Origin of the sequence: Streptomyces sp. NPDC047974 (assembly GCF_040653375.1) — a bacterium.
Classification (GTDB): Bacteria; Actinomycetota; Actinomycetes; order Streptomycetales; family Streptomycetaceae; genus Streptomyces.
On the sequence record NZ_JBEZNU010000005.1, the window covers coordinates 141329 to 160713 of the forward strand.

General features: G+C 71.0%; 15 protein-coding genes. 6 read left to right on the forward strand and 9 right to left on the reverse strand.

Features of this window, described 5'->3' with window-relative positions; all coding sequences use genetic code 11:
* The first annotated feature begins 23 nt into the window (after positions 1–23).
* Positions 24–962: a LysR family transcriptional regulator gene (locus AB0E19_RS10040; protein WP_362176125.1), complete on the forward strand. Its 939-nt coding sequence runs from the start codon at positions 24–26 to the stop codon at positions 960–962.
* Here the strand turns inward: AB0E19_RS10040 and AB0E19_RS10045 are convergent.
* The 4 genes from AB0E19_RS10045 to AB0E19_RS10060 all read right to left on the reverse strand — a co-directional run bounded on the left by AB0E19_RS10045 (position 937) and on the right by AB0E19_RS10060 (position 4465).
* Positions 937–1743: a class I SAM-dependent methyltransferase gene (locus AB0E19_RS10045; RefSeq protein WP_362176128.1), complete on the reverse strand. Its 807-nt coding sequence runs from the start codon at positions 1741–1743 to the stop codon at positions 937–939. The two genes, AB0E19_RS10040 and AB0E19_RS10045, sit on opposite strands and share 26 nt — an antisense overlap.
* A gap of 241 nt (positions 1744–1984) precedes the next feature.
* Positions 1985–2860, reverse strand: a complete 876-nt coding sequence (locus AB0E19_RS10050) for a leishmanolysin-related zinc metalloendopeptidase (protein ID WP_362176131.1) — start codon at positions 2858–2860, stop codon at positions 1985–1987.
* Positions 2861–3043: 183 nt separating this feature from the next.
* Positions 3044–3883: a DUF4344 domain-containing metallopeptidase gene (locus AB0E19_RS10055; protein ID WP_362176134.1), complete on the reverse strand. Its 840-nt coding sequence runs from the start codon at positions 3881–3883 to the stop codon at positions 3044–3046.
* An 18-nt stretch (positions 3884–3901) separates the two neighbouring features.
* Positions 3902–4465, reverse strand: a complete 564-nt coding sequence (locus tag AB0E19_RS10060; RefSeq protein ID WP_362176137.1) for a hypothetical protein — start codon at positions 4463–4465, stop codon at positions 3902–3904.
* Positions 4466–4751: 286 nt separating this feature from the next.
* On the opposite strand from AB0E19_RS10060, the gene AB0E19_RS10065 reads away from it, so the two are divergent.
* Both AB0E19_RS10065 and AB0E19_RS10070 read left to right on the forward strand, forming a co-directional pair.
* Positions 4752–5372 carry a hypothetical protein gene (locus AB0E19_RS10065; RefSeq protein ID WP_362176140.1) on the forward strand — a complete coding sequence of 207 codons (621 nt, stop codon included), beginning with the start codon at positions 4752–4754 and terminating at the stop codon, positions 5370–5372.
* 323 nt (positions 5373–5695) lie between these two features.
* Positions 5696–7003 carry a cellulase family glycosylhydrolase gene (locus tag AB0E19_RS10070; protein ID WP_362176143.1) on the forward strand — a complete coding sequence of 436 codons (1308 nt, stop codon included), beginning with the start codon at positions 5696–5698 and terminating at the stop codon, positions 7001–7003.
* Between the two features lie 98 nt (positions 7004–7101).
* Here AB0E19_RS10070 and AB0E19_RS10075 read toward each other — a convergent pair whose 3' ends face one another.
* Both AB0E19_RS10075 and AB0E19_RS10080 read right to left on the reverse strand, forming a co-directional pair.
* Positions 7102–8862, reverse strand: a complete 1761-nt coding sequence (locus AB0E19_RS10075) for an ABC transporter ATP-binding protein (RefSeq protein ID WP_362176146.1) — start codon at positions 8860–8862, stop codon at positions 7102–7104.
* Positions 8863–9184: 322 nt separating this feature from the next.
* Positions 9185–10858 (reverse strand): cellulose binding domain-containing protein, encoded by a 1674-nt coding sequence (locus tag AB0E19_RS10080; RefSeq protein ID WP_362176149.1) that lies wholly within the window; start codon positions 10856–10858, stop codon positions 9185–9187.
* Between the two features lie 363 nt (positions 10859–11221).
* Between AB0E19_RS10080 and AB0E19_RS10085 the strand changes: the two genes are divergently transcribed.
* Positions 11222–12253, forward strand: a complete 1032-nt coding sequence (locus AB0E19_RS10085; RefSeq protein ID WP_362176584.1) for a LacI family DNA-binding transcriptional regulator — start codon at positions 11222–11224, stop codon at positions 12251–12253.
* Positions 12254–12325: 72 nt separating this feature from the next.
* On the opposite strand, the gene AB0E19_RS10090 is transcribed toward AB0E19_RS10085, so the two are convergent.
* The 3 genes from AB0E19_RS10090 to AB0E19_RS10100 all read right to left on the reverse strand — a co-directional run bounded on the left by AB0E19_RS10090 (position 12326) and on the right by AB0E19_RS10100 (position 15617).
* Entirely contained in the window at positions 12326–13129 is an 804-nt protein-coding gene (locus AB0E19_RS10090; protein WP_362176587.1) for a carbohydrate ABC transporter permease, read from the reverse strand.
* A gap of 68 nt (positions 13130–13197) precedes the next feature.
* Positions 13198–14211: a sugar ABC transporter permease gene (locus AB0E19_RS10095; protein WP_362176152.1), complete on the reverse strand. Its 1014-nt coding sequence runs from the start codon at positions 14209–14211 to the stop codon at positions 13198–13200.
* An 80-nt stretch (positions 14212–14291) separates the two neighbouring features.
* On the reverse strand, positions 14292–15617 hold the full coding sequence (locus AB0E19_RS10100; protein WP_362176155.1) for an extracellular solute-binding protein: 1326 nt from the start codon (positions 15615–15617) through the stop codon (positions 14292–14294).
* A 276-nt stretch (positions 15618–15893) separates the two neighbouring features.
* Here AB0E19_RS10100 and AB0E19_RS10105 point away from each other — a divergent pair, with 276 nt between their 5' ends.
* Positions 15894–18293, forward strand: coding sequence for a glycoside hydrolase family 2 protein (locus tag AB0E19_RS10105; RefSeq protein ID WP_362176158.1), 2400 nt, complete (start codon positions 15894–15896; stop codon positions 18291–18293).
* Positions 18290–19336 carry a LacI family DNA-binding transcriptional regulator gene (locus tag AB0E19_RS10110; RefSeq protein WP_362176160.1) on the forward strand — a complete coding sequence of 349 codons (1047 nt, stop codon included), beginning with the start codon at positions 18290–18292 and terminating at the stop codon, positions 19334–19336. Before AB0E19_RS10105 ends, AB0E19_RS10110 begins: the two co-directional genes overlap by 4 nt.
* Positions 19337–19385: the final 49 nt, after the last annotated feature.

Consider the following 19385-nt stretch of genomic DNA (forward strand, 5'->3'; position numbering starts at 1 on the left):
GCACATTTGTTAAGTTGCGCTACATGCTTGATGTGAGACGCATGCAGGTGCTGCACGCGGTGATCAGCCACGGCTCGGTGACCGCGGCGGCGGCCCACCTCGGCTACACGCCCTCGGCCCTCAGCCAGCAGGTGGCGGCGCTGGAGAAGGAAGCGGGGATCGCGATGCTGGAACGGGTCGGCCGGGGAGTGCGGCCGACGGCGGCGGGCCTGCTGCTCGCCCGGTACGCCGCCGACATCGGCGAGCGCCTCGCCGAGGCCGAGGCCGCGCTGACCGATCTGCGCGCCGGGCGCACGGGCCGGCTGACCCTTCACTACTTCGCCTCGGTCGGACCGACCCTCCTCGCACCCGCCCTCGCCCACGTCCGCCGCGAGCACCCGGGCGTGACGATCGATCCCCGGCTGACCGAGCCGGACGACGCGCTGGCCGAGGTGGAGCGCGGCCACGCCGACCTCGCCCTCGTCGTCCGCCGGCCGACCGCCGAACACCACCGGGGCATCCGTGTCGTCCCTCTGCTCGACGACGCGTACCAGGCGGTGCTCCCGGCCGGACACTCCCTGGCCACGCGTCAGGTGATCGAGCTCGCCGACCTCGCGGACGAGCCCTGGGTGGGCAGCGAACCACCGGGTCCCTGTCTGGACCCGATCGTCCACGCCTGCGCCTCGGCCGGCTTCAGCCCGAACTTCGTGGCGAAGTCCGAGGATTACGCCACCGCCCAGGGCTTCGTCGCCGCCGGCCTCGGCATCAGCCTGATTCCCCGACTGGGACTGGGCGCGCTCCATCCCGGCGTCGTCGTCCGCCGGCTCGGCACCCCGGAGCCGGTCAGGACGATCTTCGCGGCGGTCCGGGAGAGTTCCCTGCGGCAGCCCGCACTGCGCACGCTGCTCGACGCGCTCAAGGCCCCCGCCGGGCCGACGGCGGACGTGTCGACGCGGGTCAGGTCTCGGGGCGGGTCGCCGTGACGACGTAGTAGTCCAGAGTGCCCTCCTGGTACGCCTTCAGGAAATTACGGGGCCAGGTGCCCGGCTTCCACTGGTCCGACAGCCAGCGGTCCCAGCCCTCCCACACCTCCGGGCCGATGGAGACGGCCCGTGCGTCCCTCAGGCCCGCCCGGGTGAACGCCTCCGTCAAGAGGGTCACGGGGCGGGCGATGTCCAGGCCATCGGCGTACGTCTCGAGGAGGTCCGCGAGCCGTGCGCCGTGGGCCGGGTCGTCGTCCGGGGTGAAGAAGCTCGCGACGGCCACCCGCCCGCCGGGCGCCAGGACCCGCGCCGCCTCGTGGGCGAAGGCGATCAGGTCGTCGAAGTGCTGGGCGGCCTCGACGCTGTGGACACGGTCGAACTCGCCGTCCCCGAAGGGCATGTCCTCCGCCGCACCCCGGACGAACCGGAGCTTCGACGGGGAAGCCTCCAGCAGAGCCGCGTTGGCCCGGTGGGCGCGGTCCAGCTGCTGCGGGTGAATGTCCATGCCGGTGATGTGCCCGGGGTCGTACTCCCGCAGCGCCAGCGCGCACCCGACGCCGAGCCCGCAGCCGACCTCGAGCAGCTTCCTCCCGGCGAGCGGCCCGACGGCGTCGAGCACGCGCCGGTACAGGTCCTGCTGGCTGCGGACACGGTCGTCGACCGAGATCGCTCCGGCGAGGTCGATCGACCGCCAGTACCCGAAGTTGATGAATCCTCCGGCGAACACCGGGACCGAGCTGAGGTCGGCCGGCCCGTACGACTCCCGGACCGTGGCCCGCATTTCCACCGATTCCGCCACAGGCGTCACCTCCACGGCAAGTGTGACGGCCGGGACCCACCGTGTCGACAACGCCACCGGCCACGTCGGCGAGAGGTGCGCGTGCGGGGCTGCCGGTGGACCGGCCGTCCGACGTCGGGCAGCTCCGCCGTGGAGCATGGCGCCCCGGAGGGGAACGCTCTGGCGGAACAGCGGGGAGCGGAGGTTTCAGGCCCGCGTGCGCGGCGGACGGAGGTCGGGTGCGTCACGGGGCCTCTGCGGGGACGCGGGACGGGATGGTCGGCAGGACGACGCGGCGCGGCTCGGTGGCGAGGACGCGGCCGGAGCGCGCGACCGCCAGGAGGTTCGGCAGCGCGTACGGCTCCGCGGCGTCCAGGTCCACCGTGTAGCCGAGGTCCTGGAGGCTCGCGACCGTCAGCCGGCTCAGCGGGTTGTCGTTGCCGTCGATGTTCGGCGACATCAGTTCGTTGTCGAAGACGGACTCGCGCCAGTGACTGCCCGCGCTCCCCAGCCCGCCGACGTTCGCGACGGGGACGGGTCCGGGCGGTTCGCCGACCAGGCTCCCGAACTCCTTCATGCCCGCCGCTCCGACATACGTCGGGTTGGGGCCGGGGAAGCCCTCGCGCAGTCCGAAGTCGTCCCAGAGGGTGCCGATGCCCAGCACGTGACCCATCTCGTGCGTGATCACGTCGAGAAGGGAACCGTCGGCCTCCATCTCGGCCAGGTCCGCGCTGTCGAACCGCATGCGCCCGGTCACGGGGAGTCGGGCCCCGCTGACCGCGTCCGGCCGGCGGAACCGGGTCGGTCCGGCCTGGCCGAGGATGTTCGGGACCTGGTCGGTGCCGTCGATCGGGACGCCCTCGGCGTCGATGAGGACGTCGTCGACGATGACGGTGCCGCTGAAGTCCCGCACGATCGCGGTCTCCAGGTCGCCGACGATCACCCGAGCCCACCGCTCGGCGGCCTCGGCGAAGACGGCCTTCTGGCCCGGTGTCAGCCCTTGGACGAAGCGGACCTCGATCTGGAAGGGAGAGGTCGTGGCGGCGAGTTCGGCCGCTCGGTCCCCGTCGGCGACCGCCTTGTACGTCTCGAAGGTCGCGTAGTTCTGTCTGCCGACCATGACTCCGACTCCCGTCGCGTGCGGCCGCGTGGTCCTTCCCCACCCCCTCGACCAGCTTAGGCACGTTCCCCGTGACGGACCACCGATCGGGTGGGCCCCCGCACGTTGTTGTCGTTCCTCCGAACGTGGCGCCGAGCTCCGGTCTCCCCTCGCACGGCCTCGGGCGCCGGGTGCGGAGCCGCTCTACTTGAGGTACGGGGCGAGCAGCGTGCTCCAGGACTCCTGCATCTGCAGGTACTCGTCGGGGCAGCCGACCGCACGCGACTCCGGCAGATAGCCGTCCGGGTTCGCCTCGGTGAGGACGACGCCCTGGTAGAGCGCCGGGTTCGAGCCGTAGAGCCAGCAGACGGCGTTGTAGAAGCGCTGTGCGTTGAGGGAGTGCTCTCCGGCGACGTCCTCGCTGATCAGGCCCTCCTCCGTGGCCAGGGCGAGCGCGCCCCAGGCCTCGATGTCGCTCCAGGCGTACTCCTGGTGGACGGCGTCCTGGGAGAGGAGGAGCGTGGCGAGCTGGTCGGCCGCGTCCTCCTCACGGCCCGTGATGGGCAAGTCGTACACGCTGATCAGGGCGTGCCCGAGTTCGTGGAACACCGTGCTGTTGGAGATGCCGATGACATCGTCGTTGGTGGCCCGTTCCCGCTCGACCGCCGTGCCCGAGGTGTTCAGGTCCGTGAAGATCGACCGGAAGAGCGCCGCGTACTCGTAACAGAAGGTGATCACCCCCTCGTCGGGACTCCAGTACGCGTTGGGCTCCTCACAGCTCGCACCGACCAAGGGGATGTCGTGCGGGAGTCCGATGAGCGAGTTCGCGTGGGCGGCCGCGCTCTCCAGGACCTCGTTCTCCTGGAGGAACTGCTGCTCCACCAGGCCCTCCTCGCTCTGGGCCGGCTCATAGCTCACCACGAGCTCCCCGGGACCGGGCTCCGCGGAAGGGGCCGCGGGCGCCGGCAGAGCACCCAGGAAGAGCAGGGACACGGCGGCCACGAGCGCCGCCGCCCCTCTCCAGGGGGTCAGGGGGAAAGGCATCGTCGTCTCCGTTCGGCGTCACCGCGCGCAGCGGCTCGCTTCGAGCGCCCGCATCTGCGCGGTCCAGGGGGCGAGACCCTGCTGGACGGCGGCCAGTTGACGGGACGCCTCGGCGAGGTCGCCGGACTGCAGCCCCTTCGCGGCCGCGTTCAGCGCGCCCGTGATGTCGCTGCCGGTGTCGAGGGCCCGCTGGATGTCGTCCTTCATCGCGTCGGGCTGGTCGATCGCCCGCAGCGAGCCGACGAAGTACTGGAGCGAGTTCGCCGCGGACCTGGTGGCGCTCGCCGTGTGGTCGACGTCGGACGGGGTGGCGCTGCCGGCCGCCGCCTGCCGGGACAGGTGGGCCGCCCACTGCACGGCCGAACTCAGCGCGGCGTCGACGGTGAGCAGCTGCTGCTCGCAGACGGCGTTCGCCTTCTCCCGCCACTCCTCCGCCGTCGGGCCCTCGGGCTCGCACGCCTGCGTGAACCCGAAGATCAGGCCGGCGATGCCCGCCAGTCCGGACAGCGCTCCGATCCACCAGCCCACCTTCTTCTGGGCGGGGTGCTCCCTGCCGTGGGGACTCTCGGTGTCGGGGGGCATGAGCCACCTCTCCGGCGGCTCTTCCATGGGCAGGGGCGAACCGGCCGTACAGAAAAAGCATAGGCCGCCGCCGTTCCGCCGGCAGCTCCGGCAACTCCGGCAGGTCCAGGTGGCCGGCATGCCGGCAGCAGGTCGTTCCGGCCGCGGATGCGCGGAGAGCCGGCCATTCCGGCTCCAGCGGCCCACGGCGGGGCAGAGCGGGTGTCAGGCTGCCCGTGCGGCCCGGCCGAAGACCGTGGGGGCAGGCGGGCCGCAACAGGAACAGCAGCCATCCAGGGGGGAAGTCATGGCGTTGCGTACGCGTGTGCACGGCCTGCTCACCGTAGCTGTCACCACCACACTGCTGGCGGTGGCATCGGGGACCGAAGCGGCGGCCGTGGAGTGGCGACCGCGGCCGGGCATGGTCTACCTGTCCGACATGCCGAAGGACGGGACGACCTGGTACGGGGCACCGGCCGCGCGCGGCTGGAGCAACTTGACGGCCTGCTTCGGGTTCTGGCCCGGGGATCAGGCACCCGAGGTGAACGTGTGGAGTCGTGAAGTGGCCACGTCCGAGACGGCGGCCGGTGTGCAGAACACCGTCGTCTTCGGGACGGAGGCCGAGGCGATCACCTTCGCGGCCCGCGCCCGGCAGGCGTACGCCGACTGCCCGCGCGGCTACGAAGGCCCCCACAGCGTGGTCACCGCGTACGACTACGGAACCGTGAACGTCGAGGAAGGGGCGGCCGTCCTCGGCATGCGCGACGAGTCGGCCTGGGACAGCGGCATCTACCACAACCACCTGTTCGGCGTGGGCCGGGACGGCGACACGGTCACGCTCATCGAGTGGCAGAGCAACTGGAGCGCCCCGCCGGTCGACTACTTCAAGAACACCACGGTGACGAACGTGGTCAACCGCCTGTACTGAGTGCCGGAGAGGACGGACCGGGCGAACCGCCGGTTCATTTCGGCGGGCCGCGGTTCAGTGGACACACGGCCATGACGCGACGACAGAGCGGTGGGAACGGCTGCACGTTCAGCAGTCGTTCCCTGAACCGACTCGACCACCTCATGCCCTCGTCATAAACACGTCCTTCACGCTTGACACGGATCCGGCCACGGGTGCCTCATGGTGGACACCCCCGACACGCAGGCCAGCGGCTCGGCCCTCGCACTCTGACAACGTTGTCTCGTCATCGGAGTGGTGCGTGCGTCGCGGGGCTCCACCCCCCTTCCCATACGAGGAGAGGCATGACCAAGTCATCGCGCAGGACGTGGCTGACGGCCGCCGGAAGCGCCCTCGCCGGCGTCGCCGGGCTGCTGCTGCCCGTCTTCGGCGCCGCCGGAGCCGCCCAGGCCGCCGAGAGCGGCATCCACGTCAGCAACGGCCGCGTCTACGAGGCCAACGGCAACGAGTTCGTGATGCGCGGGGTCAACCACGCACACGCCTGGTACCCGGGCGAGACCGGCGCCATCGCCGACATCGCCGCCAAGGGCGCCAACACCGTCCGCGTCGTGCTCTCCAGCGGCGACCGCTGGACGGAGACCAGTACCTCCCAGGTGTCGTCGATCATCGACGACTGCAAGACGAACAAGGTCATCTGCGTCCTGGAGGTGCACGACACCACCGGGTACGGCGAGGACGGCGCCGCCGCCACCCTCGACCAGGCCGCCGACTACTGGATCGGCGTCAAGAGCGCCCTCCAGGGCCAGGAGGACTACGTCGTCGTCAACATCGGCAACGAGCCCTACGGCAACAGCGGTTACACCGCCTGGACCGGTGCCACGAAGAGCGCCATCGGCAAGCTGCGGAACGCCGGCATCGAGAACGCGCTCATGGTGGACGCCCCCAACTGGGGCCAGGACTGGTCGCACACGATGCGTGCCAACGCCGCATCGGTCTTCGCCTCCGACCCCCGCCGCAACACGATCTTCTCGATCCACATGTACGGCGTGTACGACACGGCCGCCGAGGTCCAGGACTACCTGAACCACTTCGTGAACAACGGACTTCCCATCGTCGTCGGCGAGTTCGGCGACAACCACAGCGACGGCAACCCCGACGAGAACGCGATCATGGCCACCGCCCGGTCGCTGCGCGTCGGCTACCTCGGCTGGTCCTGGAGCGGCAACGGCAGCGGCGTCGAGTACCTCGACATGGTCACCGGCTTCGACGCCGGCTCCCTGACCACCTGGGGCAACCGCTTCTTCAACGGCGCCGACGGCATCTCCACCACGTCCACCCGCGCCACCGTCTACGGCGGCGGGGACACCGGCGGCGGTGACGGCGGCGGCACGGCCCCCAACGGCTACCCGTACTGCGTGAACGGCGCCGCCTCCGACCCCGACGGCGACGGATGGGGCTGGGAGAACAGCCGCTCCTGCGTCGTCCGCGGCAGCTCCGCCGACACCGGATCCGGCGGCGGAAGCACCGGCGGAACGGCGCCGAACGGCTACCCGTACTGCGTGAACGGCACGGCCTCCGACCCCGACGGCGACGGATGGGGCTGGGAGAGCAACCGTTCCTGCGTCGTCCGCGGCGGCTCCGCCGATCACTGAGCGAGGGGCTCTGAGTACTGAGCACTGAGCACTGAGCACTGAGGTGCCCTCCCCCTCCCGCGACGGGAACGGGGGAGGGCACGCTGGTCGTACGGCGGTCAGGCCAGCTGGGTCGCCTGGAGGCGCGCGTAGGCGGCGTCCCGTTCGAGCAGCTCGCGGTGGCTTCCGGACTCCACCACCCGCCCGCGTTCCAGAACCACGATCCGGTCCGCCCGCCTGATCGTGGAGAGACGGTGGGCCACGACGAAGACCGTCCGGCCGGCGACCAGACGGGCGAGGGCCTCCTGGACCTGCGCCTCGGAACGGGCGTCCAGCGCCGAGGTGGCCTCGTCCAGCACCAGGACCCGGGGGTCGCGGATGAGGGCACGGGCGATCGCGAGCCGCTGCCGCTGGCCGCCCGAGAGCCGGGTGCCGCGCTCCCCCACCACCGTGTCGAGGCCCTCCGGCAGCGCGTCGACGAACTCGGCGGCGTTGGCGTCGCGCAGGGCGCGCCGCAGCGTCCCGTCGTCGACGTCCTCCAGGCCGTAGGTGACGTTCTCCCTGATGGTCCCCTCGAAGAGGACGGACTCCTGGGGCACGACGGAGACGGACCTGCGGTAGCTCCGCAGGTCGAGGTCGGCCATGTCCTGCCCGTCGAGGAGGACCCGGCCCGCCGTGGGACGGTGGAAGCCGAGGACGAGGTTCAGCAGCGTGGACTTCCCCGCCCCGGAGCCACCGACGATCGCGAGGGTGGTGCCGACCGGCACGTCGAGGTCGACGTCGCTCAGGGCGGGTTCGCCGCTGTCGCCGTGGGTGAGGCCGGCGCCCTCGAACCGGAAGGCCCCCGCGACCGCATCGACCCGTCGCTTGCCGTCGTTGACCTCCAGGTCGGGCGCCTGGAGGACCTCGCCGACGGACTTGAGCGACTCCACCGCCCTGCCCACGACGGGCGCGAGCGCGAGCAGGCTGGTGACGGCGCCGGTGAGGGTGGAGAAGTAGGCGCTGAGCATGACGACCTCGCCCGCGGTCACCGACGCCCAGCCGTGGTACGCGACGAAGGCCGCGCCGGCGAGGCAGGCCGTGCCGAGCCCGTTGAAGACGACCCAGGACAGGGACCCGAAGCGGGCGTTGAGCAGGTCGAGTCGCGTCCCCTCCCGCCGCACCCGGTCGAGCTCGCGTCCGACGCGGCCCAGGGCCGTGCGCTCCAGGGCGTGGGCGCGGGTGATGGGGATGAGGGTGGTCATGTCGCTGACGGAGGCTGACATGCGCTCCACGGAACGCCGGTACGAGGTGTTCCCCTCGCCCAGCCGCGCGCGCAGCGCGCCGATGAGCAGCACGGCGACGGGGACGAGCAGGAGGAAGACCGGCAGGAAGACCGGGGTGACCACGGCGATGACGGCGAGGCCGCCGGCCAGGGTCGCCACGGCGGTGAGTCCGTTGTCCGCCGTCTGCTGGAGTCCCGTCTCCAGCGTCTCGACGTCCCTGACGACCTTGGCGTGCAGCACGGACGAGCTGGTGCGGCTGTGGAAGCCGATCGAGAGCTGCTGCATCCGGGTCACGAGGGCGGACCGCAGGTCGCGGCCGACCCGACGGATCGCCCCGTGCATCCAGCGGACGTACAGCAGGTGCAGCGGCGGGTTCAGGAGGAGGACCGTGAGCATCACGGCGCAGTTCCACCAGAGTTCGGCGATGGGCCGGTGCTCGACGACGACGTCGATGACGTTCGCCGTCACCGGCGGGAGCAGCCAGACGGGCGCGTGCTTGGCGAAGAAGACCGCGACGGCCCCGGCGAGCCGGGGGCGATCGGGTCCGAAGAGGTAGTGGACGGTGCGGATCGGGTGTTCGCCCCGGTAGCGGTGGTCGAGCGGGCTGTGGTTCATGGCTGATGCGGGCTTCCTTCGTCGGGGCCGGCCGCCCCTTTCGCCGTGGCACGCGTCCGGTGACGGCAGGGGGACGGGGGCGGAGGCCCGCCGCGTACGAGGGCGGCCCGGTCCCGCGGCCGTGGGACGGCCGGGGTCTCCCTGGGGCGAGGACGGCGGCGTGCTCTCGTAGAAGCATGCGGCGCGCGGGCCGTCCGATTCCAGTGCCGACGAGTCCCGGTCGAAGTTTTGCGAAACCCTGGCTGAACCGGCCTCCGATGCGGAACGCCGAGAGGGGTGCCCGCGGAAGCGGGCACCCCTGTGCTGTCTGCCGTGTGCGCGGTCAGGCGGTGGCGCAGGCCTTTCCGTTGAGGGTGAAGGTGGTCGGCACGCCGTTGGTGCCGGCCGGGGACGTGCCGTTGAAGCCGAAGTTCACGGAGGCTCCCGGGGCGATGGTGAGGTGGTAGCCGGCCGGGTTGCTCGCGATGACGGACCGCCCGTCCTGGACGGGTACGGCGTTCCACATCTGGGTGATCCGCTGGTCACCGGGGAAGGCGAAGGCCAGCTGCCAGCCCTCGACGGGCGTGCCGCCGGTGTTGCGGACGGTCACGCTGCCGTTGAAGGTGGTGCCCCAGTCGGAGAGCGTGTAGGTGACGGCGCAGCCGGCCGGAGCCGGGGTGGTGGGAGGGGTCGTCGGCGGGGTCGTCGGCGGGGTGGTGGGCGCCGTCGGCTCCGTGGTGGGCGGGGTCGTGGGGTCGGTCGGCTCCGTGGTGGGCGGCGTGGTCGGGTCGGTCGGCTCCGTGGTGGGCGGCGTGGTCGGGTCGGTGGGGGTCGGGGACGGCGTGGTGCCGGGGAGACCGCTCCTGGCGGCCATGCGGTCGGAGTGCGCCCGGAAGACGGCGAGTTCCGGGGCTCCCTCGGAGACGCCGAACTTCCCGTCGATGTTGCGGTCCTGGTACCACCAGAAGGCGCTGCCGTCACCGCCGGCCTCCTCGAAGGCGGTGTAGATCTCCCGCCACCACAGGGCGCGGTCGACGTTGTGGACGTTGAACTCGCCCATGAAGAAGGGCTTGCCGACGACCTCGTGGGAGTCGCGGATCCAGGCGCGGACGAGGTCCTTGGTCTCCTCGACGCTCAGGTCCGCCCAGTGCTCGGTCGGATAGGGGTGGGCGGAGGTGAAGTCGATGTACGGGGACCTCTGGATGTGCACGAAGGGGTTGCCGGAGTCGCCGCCGAAGCCGTACTTCGTGCCGTGGCCCTCGATGCCGGCGCCGAGGAGGTGGTTCGGGTCGATGGACTTGACGAAGGCGCCCATCTCGTCGACCCAGGCGCGCAGGGTGGTGCCGTCGACGTTCTCGGCGGCGCTCTGGCCCTCGTAGCGGGGCTCGTTCATGAGCTCCCAGGCGAGAATGGCCGGCTCGTCCTTGTACTTCACGCCGCTGTAGTGGTTGGTGCGGTTGAGGGCGTAGGAGACGGAGTTCTTGTAGGAGGCGAAGCAGCCGGGGCAGCGGTTCTTGTCGAAGAAGGCGGCGCGGGCGGGGTGGCCGCCGGAGAGGCCCTCCCAGCGCAGCCGGGTGTCGATGCCGCCGTAGGCCTCCCAGTAGTTCTCGAAGACGGGGATCAGGCGCAGGCCGTGGGCCTTGGCCGACTCGATGAGGTAGTCGAAGGCGGCGTACTGCTGCTCGTTGAACTCGCCTTCGCGCTCCTCGAAGCCGTGCCAGCTCTCGTGGCTGAACATCCAGACCCGGGCGACGTCGACGCCGTCCGCGGCCATGCGGGCGAAGTGGGCGTCGATGCGGGCCTTGTCCATGTACTGGGTCTCGGTGTCGCCCGAGCCGGCCCCGAAGGTGAACATGTCGTAGGCGTTGGCTCCGGCGAAGAAGTACTCCTCGCCGTCGAGACAGAAGCGGATGCCGCAGCGGGTGACGAAGGAGTCGGCGCTGTCGGCGGCGGCCTGGGTGGGACGGGCGACGAGGAGGCCGGTGAGGGCCAGCACCGCCGCGAGCAGAAGGGCCAAGGGCCCCGCGCGTCGTGCCTGTCGAACGGCGTGGGGAGACGTACTCATGGGGTTCCCTTTCGTCCGGAGGGAGCTGGAGGAGGAACCGGTCGTCCGGGGGGCGGCTCACCCCGGGACAGCGATTAACCGGTTAATTTCGAGAGAACCGTAGAGTTGCCGAATCGGCGTGTCAATGCCTTCAACTCGCTTGATTCCATGGGCTGTTGGCGTGCCCTGACGGCCTGTCGGCGTGCTCCCCCGCTGCCCGGGGGGCCGGTCCGCAGCCGGGTCTGCCGGGCCTCACGCCCGGTGGGCCCGCCACCGGGGGCACGGCCTGGCGGTAGGGTCGAGGTGTCGAGAGTTCAGGATGGAGCTGGGGTGGCAGTGAAACGGCCGACGATGGCGGACATCGCACGTCGGGCGGGAGTGTCGAAGGTGGCGGTCTCGTACGCGCTCAACGACCAGCCCGGAGTCTCCGAGGCCACCCGCGCCTCGATCAAGAGCATCGCCGAGGAGCTGGGCTGGCGGCCCAACAGCGCCGCCCGGGCCCTGACCGGCGGGCGGGCGCAGGCCGTCGGGCTGGTCGTGCGGCGCCCGGCCCGGACGCTCGGCGTGGAGCCGTTCTTCATGGAGTTCATCAGCGGCGTGGAGACGGTCCTCGCCGAGCACGCGTACGCGCTGATGCTCCAGATGGTCGCGGACCAGGAGCAGGAGATCGAGGTCTGCCGGCGCTGGTGGGGCGAACGGCGCGTCGACGGCGTCTTCCTCATGGATCTGCACTCCGAGGACGCGAGGGTCGACGCCATCCGCGACATCGGCCTGCCGGCGGTGGCGATCGGCCCGCCGGAGGTGGCCGGAGGCCTGCCGGCGGTCTGGTCCGACGACGGCGCCAGTGTCCACGAGATCGTCCGCTACCTGGCGGCGCTCGGGCACCGGCGGATCGCCCGCGTGGCGGGCCCCGCCGAGCTGGCGCACACGGCGGTCCGCGACGCCGCCCTCGCGGAGGCGTGCCGGGAGGCCGGGATCCCCGAGGCGACGGTGGTGCACACCGACTACACCGGCGACGCGGGCGCACGGGCGGCCCGGGCGCTGCTGATCGCGTCCGCACGTCCGACGGCGATCGTCTTCGACAACGACATCATGGCCGTGGCCGCCCTGTCGGTGGCGCAGGAGCTGAACCTCTCGATCCCCGCGGACCTGTCGGTCGTCGCCTGGGACGAGTCGCCGCTGACGCAGGTCGTGCGCCCGATGCTGTCGGCCGTCACCCGGGACATCCCCGCGTACGGTGCCCGCTCCGCGTCCGCGCTGCTCTCCCTGATCGGCGGGGAGGACGTCGCCAGCGTGCGCGACGGCTACGCGCACTTCGTGCCCCGGGGCAGCACCTCTCCCCCGCCGCCGGAGCCCGCCCCGCGCTGACCACCCGTCCGACGGGGTGCGCGGAGGCCGGACCGTCCCCCGTACGGCCCGGCCTCGACGTGCCGCCCCTGGCTACTTGGTGGCTCCCTGGGCGAAGCCGTTGTAGATCCACCGCTGGAGGAGCAGGAAGACGATCAGCGTCGGGACGATGACGAGGATCGCGCCGGCGGAGATGGCCTCCCAGTGGGCTCCGAAGGGGCCCTTGAAGCGGAAGAGCGCGGTGGAGATCGTGCCCAGGTCCTCGGAGTGCATGTAGAGGAAGGGGATGTAGAAGTCGTTGTAGGTGGTGATCCCCTTGATGATGACGACGGTGGCGATCGCCGGCTTGAGCAGCGGGAAGATGATCTTCCGGTAGATCGTGAAGGCATTGGCGCCGTCGAGCCGGGCGGCCTCGTCGAGCGAGACGGGGATGCCGCGGATGAACTGCAGGAAGATGTACACCGAGACGATGTCGGTGCCCATGTACAGGAGGATCGGCGCCCAGCGGGTGTCGATCAGGCCGAAGCCGTTGATCACCTGGAAGGTCGCGACCTGGGTGGTGACGCTGGGCACGAGGGTGGCGATCAGGAAGCCGGCCATGACGAGCTTCTTGCCCCGGAAGTCGAACCGGTCCACCGCGTAGGCGGTCATCGAGCCGATGACCACCGTGCCGCCGATCGAGAACACCAGGATGAACGCGGTGTTGCCGAAGGCCATCAGCATCTTGCCGTCGTTGAACGCCGTGACGTAGTTCTCGAAGTTGAACCAGTTGCCCGGCAGGGAGAGCGCGCTGCCGTCGCCGACCTCCTCCGAGGTCTTGAGCGAGGTCAGGAAGACCACCGCCAGCGGGAGCAGCACGACCATCGAGGCGACGATCAGCGAGAGGTAGGTCAGCATCCCGCCGACGGGCAGCCGACGGCGCGCGGGGCGGGGCCGGTGCGGGGCGGCGGAGAGGTCGGGGGAGGTCATACGAGGTCCACCTTGTCGTCGGGCACGAGCCGGCGCTGGATCCAGGTGACCAGCAGGATGATCAGGAGCAGCACCACGGCCGCGGCCGAGGCCAGGCCGGTCTTGTTGAACTGGAACGCGAGCTTGATCGTCTGGATCACGAAGGTCTGGGTGCCGGTCGCGCCGCCGGTCATGATGTACGGGATCTCGAAGACCGACAGCGATCCGGAGATCGCCAGGATCGCGCTCAGACTGATCACGGGCTTGATGCTGGGGGCGATGATGTGGCGGAACTGCTTCCACTTCCCCGCCCCGTCCAGCTCGGCCGCCTCGTACAGCTCGCCCGGGATGGACTGGATGGCGCCGAGGAAGAGGACGAAGTTCAGTCCGGTGAAGCGCCAGACGGAGACGCCGGCGAGGGAGACGTTCGCAGAGGTCGGGTCGCCCAGCCAGGGATGGTCGGTGGTCACGCCGAGCCAGGCGAGGACGGAGTCGAGGGTGCCGCCGTCCTGGAAGAAGTACAGGAAGACGAAGCCGATGGCGACGCCGTTGATCAGGTAGGGGAAGAAGAGGATCCCCTTGAAGAAGTTCCGGAACCGCAGGTTGAAGCTGAGGATCACCGCGAAGTACAGCGCGACCACGATCTGCACCACGGACGCCGCGAGGTAGTAGCCGCTGACGAAGAAGACGCGGAAGAGCTCGGGCCGTGTGAAGATCCGGACGTAGTTGTCGAACCCCACGTTCTCCCGGTCCGGACTCACCCCGTCCCAGTCGGTGAAGCTGTACGAGATCATGCTCGCGACGGGGACGTACGTGAACGTGATCAGCAGCGCCAGCGGAGCCGCCAGGAACAGCCAGGGCGTGATCCGCCGTAGCGGCGAGTCCCGCCAGGATCTCGTCCGTCCGGCGGCGGGACGGCGGCGGCCCGCCCGGGCGCGCCGGCTCCCCCTCGTGTCGGCCTTGCCTGTGTCCGTGCTGGATCGCCCTGTCATGGCGGCGCCCTCTGGTGCGGTGTCGGTGGTCTGGGTCATGTCGGCCTTTCGTGTCCGCGCGTGCGGAAGGTCCAGGGGCCCCGGCCGGTGTCGTACGGCCGGGGCCCACTCCGCCGGTATCAGCTACCGACGGTCTTCGCCGCCTCGTCCCACCTCTTGTTCAGGTCGGCGAAGAAGTCCTCGAGGCTGCCCTTCGCGGCTCCACGGGCCGTGTCGATCAGCTTCTGGCGGTAGTCCTGCTTGTTGAGGCCGATCTCGGCCGCCTCGTCGATGTCGTTGACGAGCGCGGTCTTCGCCTCGGAGCGGTCGAAGAACGTGACATCGTTGTCAACGAAGTCCTCGAGCGTGGCGGGCATGGGGGCCGACTTGACCGCGGAGACCACGCCCTCCTTCTCCGCGAAGCCGGACTTCTCGGTGAACCAGTCGACCCAGGCGCGGGCGGCCGGCTTGTTGTGCGAGTGGACGCTCACGGCCTGCTGGTAGTCGGAGACCAGGGCCGCGCAGTGCTTGCCGCCCTTCTGCACGGGGAAGGGCATGAAGCCGATGTCGTCGGCGGCGCCGCCCGCCTTCTTCGCGGCGTCCTGCATCTGCGTGATCGACCAGGAGCCGAGCATCATCGTGGCGATCTTCCCCTCGCCGAGGAGCGCCTTGGAGGTCTCCCAGTTGGTGGTCGTCGGATCCTTCTCCGACAGCCCCTGCTTCACGATCTCGTACAGCAGGCCGTCGGTGGTGCTCAGATCGCCGCCGGCCTTCCAGGGCGAGACCGGTCCGGCGAGGGCGTTGCCCGCCTGGGCGTCGCAGCCGACGACACCGAGGTTGTTGGTCCACTGGACCAGCGGCCAGCCGTCCTTGAAGTTGGTGTAGTACGGGGTGGCGCCCGTCTTCTCCTTGATCGCCGTCAGGCCCGCCAGGAACTCGTCCGGGGTCTTCGGCCACTCGGTGACGCCCGCCTGCTTCCACAGCTTCTTGTTGTAGACGAAGCCGTTGGCGGTGCCGAACTGGGCGATGCCGTAGACCTTGCCGTCCACCTCGGTCTTGTCCGCGAAGCGGTACTTCGACAGCTCCTCGGTCGTGCCGAGGGGGGCGAAGAACGTGGGGTAGTCGTTCTTGGCCACGGCGCCGGGGATGAAGAGCACGTCACCGTACTCCTTGGTGTTCATGCGGATCTTCACCTCCCCCTCGTAGTCGGTGATGCCGTCGAACGTGACCTTCACCTTCGGGTAGACCTTGTTGAACTCGGCCGCGTACTTCTGCAGCGCCCCGTTCTGGACCAGGTCGGTCCGCTGGGTCAGGACCTTGATCTCGCCGGAGACCTCCTTCGGGTCCGACGGCGGAGCGGCCACCTCGCCGGTGGCGCCGCCCCCTCCGCCGCCGCACGCCGACAGCGCGAGCATCACGGCGGCCAGCACAGCGCCCGAGAGCGCGGTCGTCTTCTTGTTCCCCATGGCCCAACTCCTTCAAAGTCACGGCTCAGGTCATCGGTGGGATGACGGCACTATGTCAGCCAGTCGTGAACCGGTAAAGTGCTGATTTCCAGCGTGATGCCTAATCGTTACCCGGATCGACCGCGTCACCCAGGGAAAACGACGTCACATGTCCGGTGCGCTCCGCACCGTGCTGGCTATGCTTCACCGGTTCATGGACAGTTAAGTAAATGTACGGCTAGCTTGTCGGCCCGTACACGCATCCCGCCCACTGCCAGGCGATTGGAGCCGCACACCATGAAGGACGTCACCCCGCTGCACGACGGGTGGAGCCTGCGCCACGAGGACGCACCGCTCCCCGCGCAGGTGCCCGGTTGTGTCCACACCGACCTGCTCGCCGCCGGCGTGATACCGGACCCGTTCCTCGGCCTGAACGAGACGGAGATCGCCTGGGTCGGCCGCCGCGCGTGGTCGTACACGACGGACCTCGCCGCCGACGACGGCCGGCACGAGCGGCGCGAACTGGTCTTCGACGGCCTGGACACCGCCGCGGAGGTCCTGCTCGGCGGCACGTCCCTCGGCTCGACCCGGAACATGCACCGCGCCCACCGCTTCGACGTCACGGGACGGTCGGGGGCGCTGGAGGTCCGCTTCGACTCGGCGTACGACGAGGCCGAGCGGGTCCGCGCCCTCACCGGCGACCGGCCCAACGTCTACCCCGAGCCCTTCCAGTACATCCGCAAGATGGCCTGCTCCTTCGGCTGGGACTGGGGACCGACCGTCGTGACCGCCGGCATGTGGCGGCCGGTGCGCCTGGAGCACTGGTCGACCGCGCGGCTCGCCGAGGTCCGCCCGCTGGTCACCGTGGACGGCACCACCGGCCACGTCGAGCTGCGGGCCGGGACCGCGCGCACCGAGAGCGGGGCGGGCCGCCCGCTCACCCTGCGGGCCACGGTCGCCGGGGTGAGCGCCGAGACCTCCTTCGAGGGAGCGGAGGCGGTGCTCCGCCTGGAGGTGCCCGAGCCGGAGCTGTGGTGGCCGCGGGGGTACGGCTCCCAGCCGCTGTACGGCCTCGACGTGGAGCTCCTGGACGAGGACGGGGCGCCGCTGGACTCCTGGTCGCGGCGGATCGGCTTCCGTACCGTGACCGTCGACCGCTCGGCGGACGAGCGCGGCACCGGCTTCACCTTCGTCGTCAACGGCACGCGGGTCTTCGCCCGCGGGGTCAACTGGATCCCCGACGACGTGCTGCCCTCCCGGGTCACGCCCGAGCGCTACCGCACCCGCCTCACCCAGGCCGCCGAGGCCAACATCGACCTCGTCAGGATCTGGGGCGGCGGCATCTACGAGGACGACGCCTTCTACGACGTCTGCGACGAACTGGGCCTGATGGTCTGGCAGGACTTCCTCTTCGCCTGCGCCGCCTACCCCGAGGAGCAGCCGCTGCGCGGAGAGGTGGAGGCGGAGGCCCGCGACAACGTTGTCCGACTGATGCCGCACCCCAGTCTCGTGCTGTGGAACGGCAACAACGAGAACCTCTGGGGCTTCCGCGACTGGGACTGGGAGGAGCCGCTCGCCGGCGACTCCTGGGGCGAGGGCTACTACCTCGGGATCCTGCCCCGGATCGTCGCCGAACTCGACCCGACCCGCCCCTACACGGCCGGCAGCCCCTGGTCCGGCTCCTGGGACCACCACCCCAACGACCCCCGGCACGGCACCCACCACTCGTGGGAGGTCTGGAACCGGCAGGACTACGCGGAGTACCGGGCCGACGTGCCCCGGTTCTGCGCCGAGTTCGGCTGGCAGGCGCCGCCCGCGATCAGCACCCTCCGGCGCGCCCTGCCCGGCGAGGACCTGGCCCCCGACTCCCCCGGGATGCTGCACCACCAGAAGGCCGAGGACGGCAACGGCAAGCTGAACCGGGGCATCGAGCGCCACTTCGGCCTGCCCGACGGGGACTTCGACCGCTGGCACTACCTCGCCCAGGTCGTCCAGGCCCGCGCGGTGGCGGCCGGCATCGAGCACTGGCGCTCCCACTGGCCGGTCTGCGCGGGCACGGTCGTGTGGCAGCTCAACGACTGCTGGCCGGTCAGCTCCTGGGCCGCCATCGACGGCGACGGGCACCTCAAGCCGCTCTACCACGAGCTCCGCCGGGTCTACGCCGACCGGCTCCTCAGCCTGGTGCCCGCCGACGGGGGCCCCGTGCTCGCCCTCGACAACCAGTCCGGCACCCCATGGCGCACCACCGTCACCCTGCGCCGCGTCGCCGCCGACGGCACCGTGCTGAAGGAGGCCTCGCTCGACCTGGAGGCCGCCGCGCGGACGGTGGTGCGGATGGTCGTCCCGACGTCGCTGCTGCCGGCGGCCGACTCCGGCAAGGAACTCCTCGTCGCCGACGCGGACGGCCTGCGTGCGGTCCACCTTCCCGTGTACGAGAAGGAGTTCGCCCACCCGGAGCCCCTGTACGACGTCCTGGTCGAGCCCGCCGGGGACGGCGACGCGGTCGTGACCGTCACCGCCCGCACCCTGGTGCGGGACCTCCTGCTCCAGGCGGACCGACTGGCCCCGCGGGCCCGCGCCGACCGCGGACTGGTCACGCTCCTGCCGGGCGAGGAGGTCCGGATCGCGGTGAGCGGCTGGGCGGGCGACGACCCGCAGGCCGTGCGGGCGGCCCTGTTCAGCGTGGGAGCGGCGTGAGCGTCCCGGCCTCTCGCATCCCCGGCCGGCGGGTCACGATCAACGACGTGGCCGCGCTGGCCGGGGTGTCCAAAGGCGCGGTGTCCCTCGCCTTCAACAACCGTCCCGGGGTGTCCCCGACGACCCGCGAGCGGATCTTCGCCGCGGCCCGGGAGCTCGGCTGGAGCCCGAACCAGACCGCGCGCAACCTCTCCGGCCGACGGGCGGGCATCGTCGGCCTGGCGATCTGCCGGCCGGCCCGGCTCCTCGGCCTCGAACCCTTCTACATGGAGTTCATCTCCGGCATCGAGGACGTCCTCGCCGAGCGTTCCTGCTCCCTCCTCCTCCGGCTCGTCCGCGACCTGGAGGAGGAGACCGCCCTCTACCAGGAGTGGTGGCGCAGCCGGACGGTCGGCGGGGCGATCCTGGTCGACTTCCACCGGGACGACCCGCGGATCCCGCCCCTGCGGGCCCTCGGCATGCCCGTGGTGGCCGTCGGGCACCCGTCGCTGACCGGCGGGTTCCCTTCGGTGTGGACGGACGACGCCTCGGCGGCGGCGGAGGCGGTACGGTACCTGGCCGCGCTCGGGCACCGGCGGATCGCCCGGGTCGGCGGCCCCACGGGGCTCGGCCACAGCGGCATCCGCGCGGCCGCCTTCGAGGCGACCATGGCGGAGCTGGGGCTGGGCGGCGGGCGCCAGGTGGCGACCGGCTTCGTGGGAGAGGAGGGGGCCCGGGCCACCCGCGGTCTCCTGATGTCCCCGGAGCGGCCGACGGCGATCGTGTACGACAACGACATCATGGCCGTCGCCGGGGCGGCGGTGGCGGCCGAGATGGGGCTCACGGTCCCCGACGACCTCTCCCTGCTGGCGTGGGACGACTCGCAGTTGTGCCGCCTGACCCATCCGCCGCTGTCGGCGATGAGCCACGACGTGCACCGGTTCGGCGAGCAGGTCGCCCGCACCCTGTTCGGGGTCATCGAGGGGACCCGCACGGGCGCCCACCAGGTGCCCACTCCGTCGCTGACGCCTCGCGGGTCGACGGGACCGCCGCGGCGTACGTAGGCAGGGACACGGCGTCGAGGGGCCGCCTCTCCGGGGAGGCGGCCCCTCG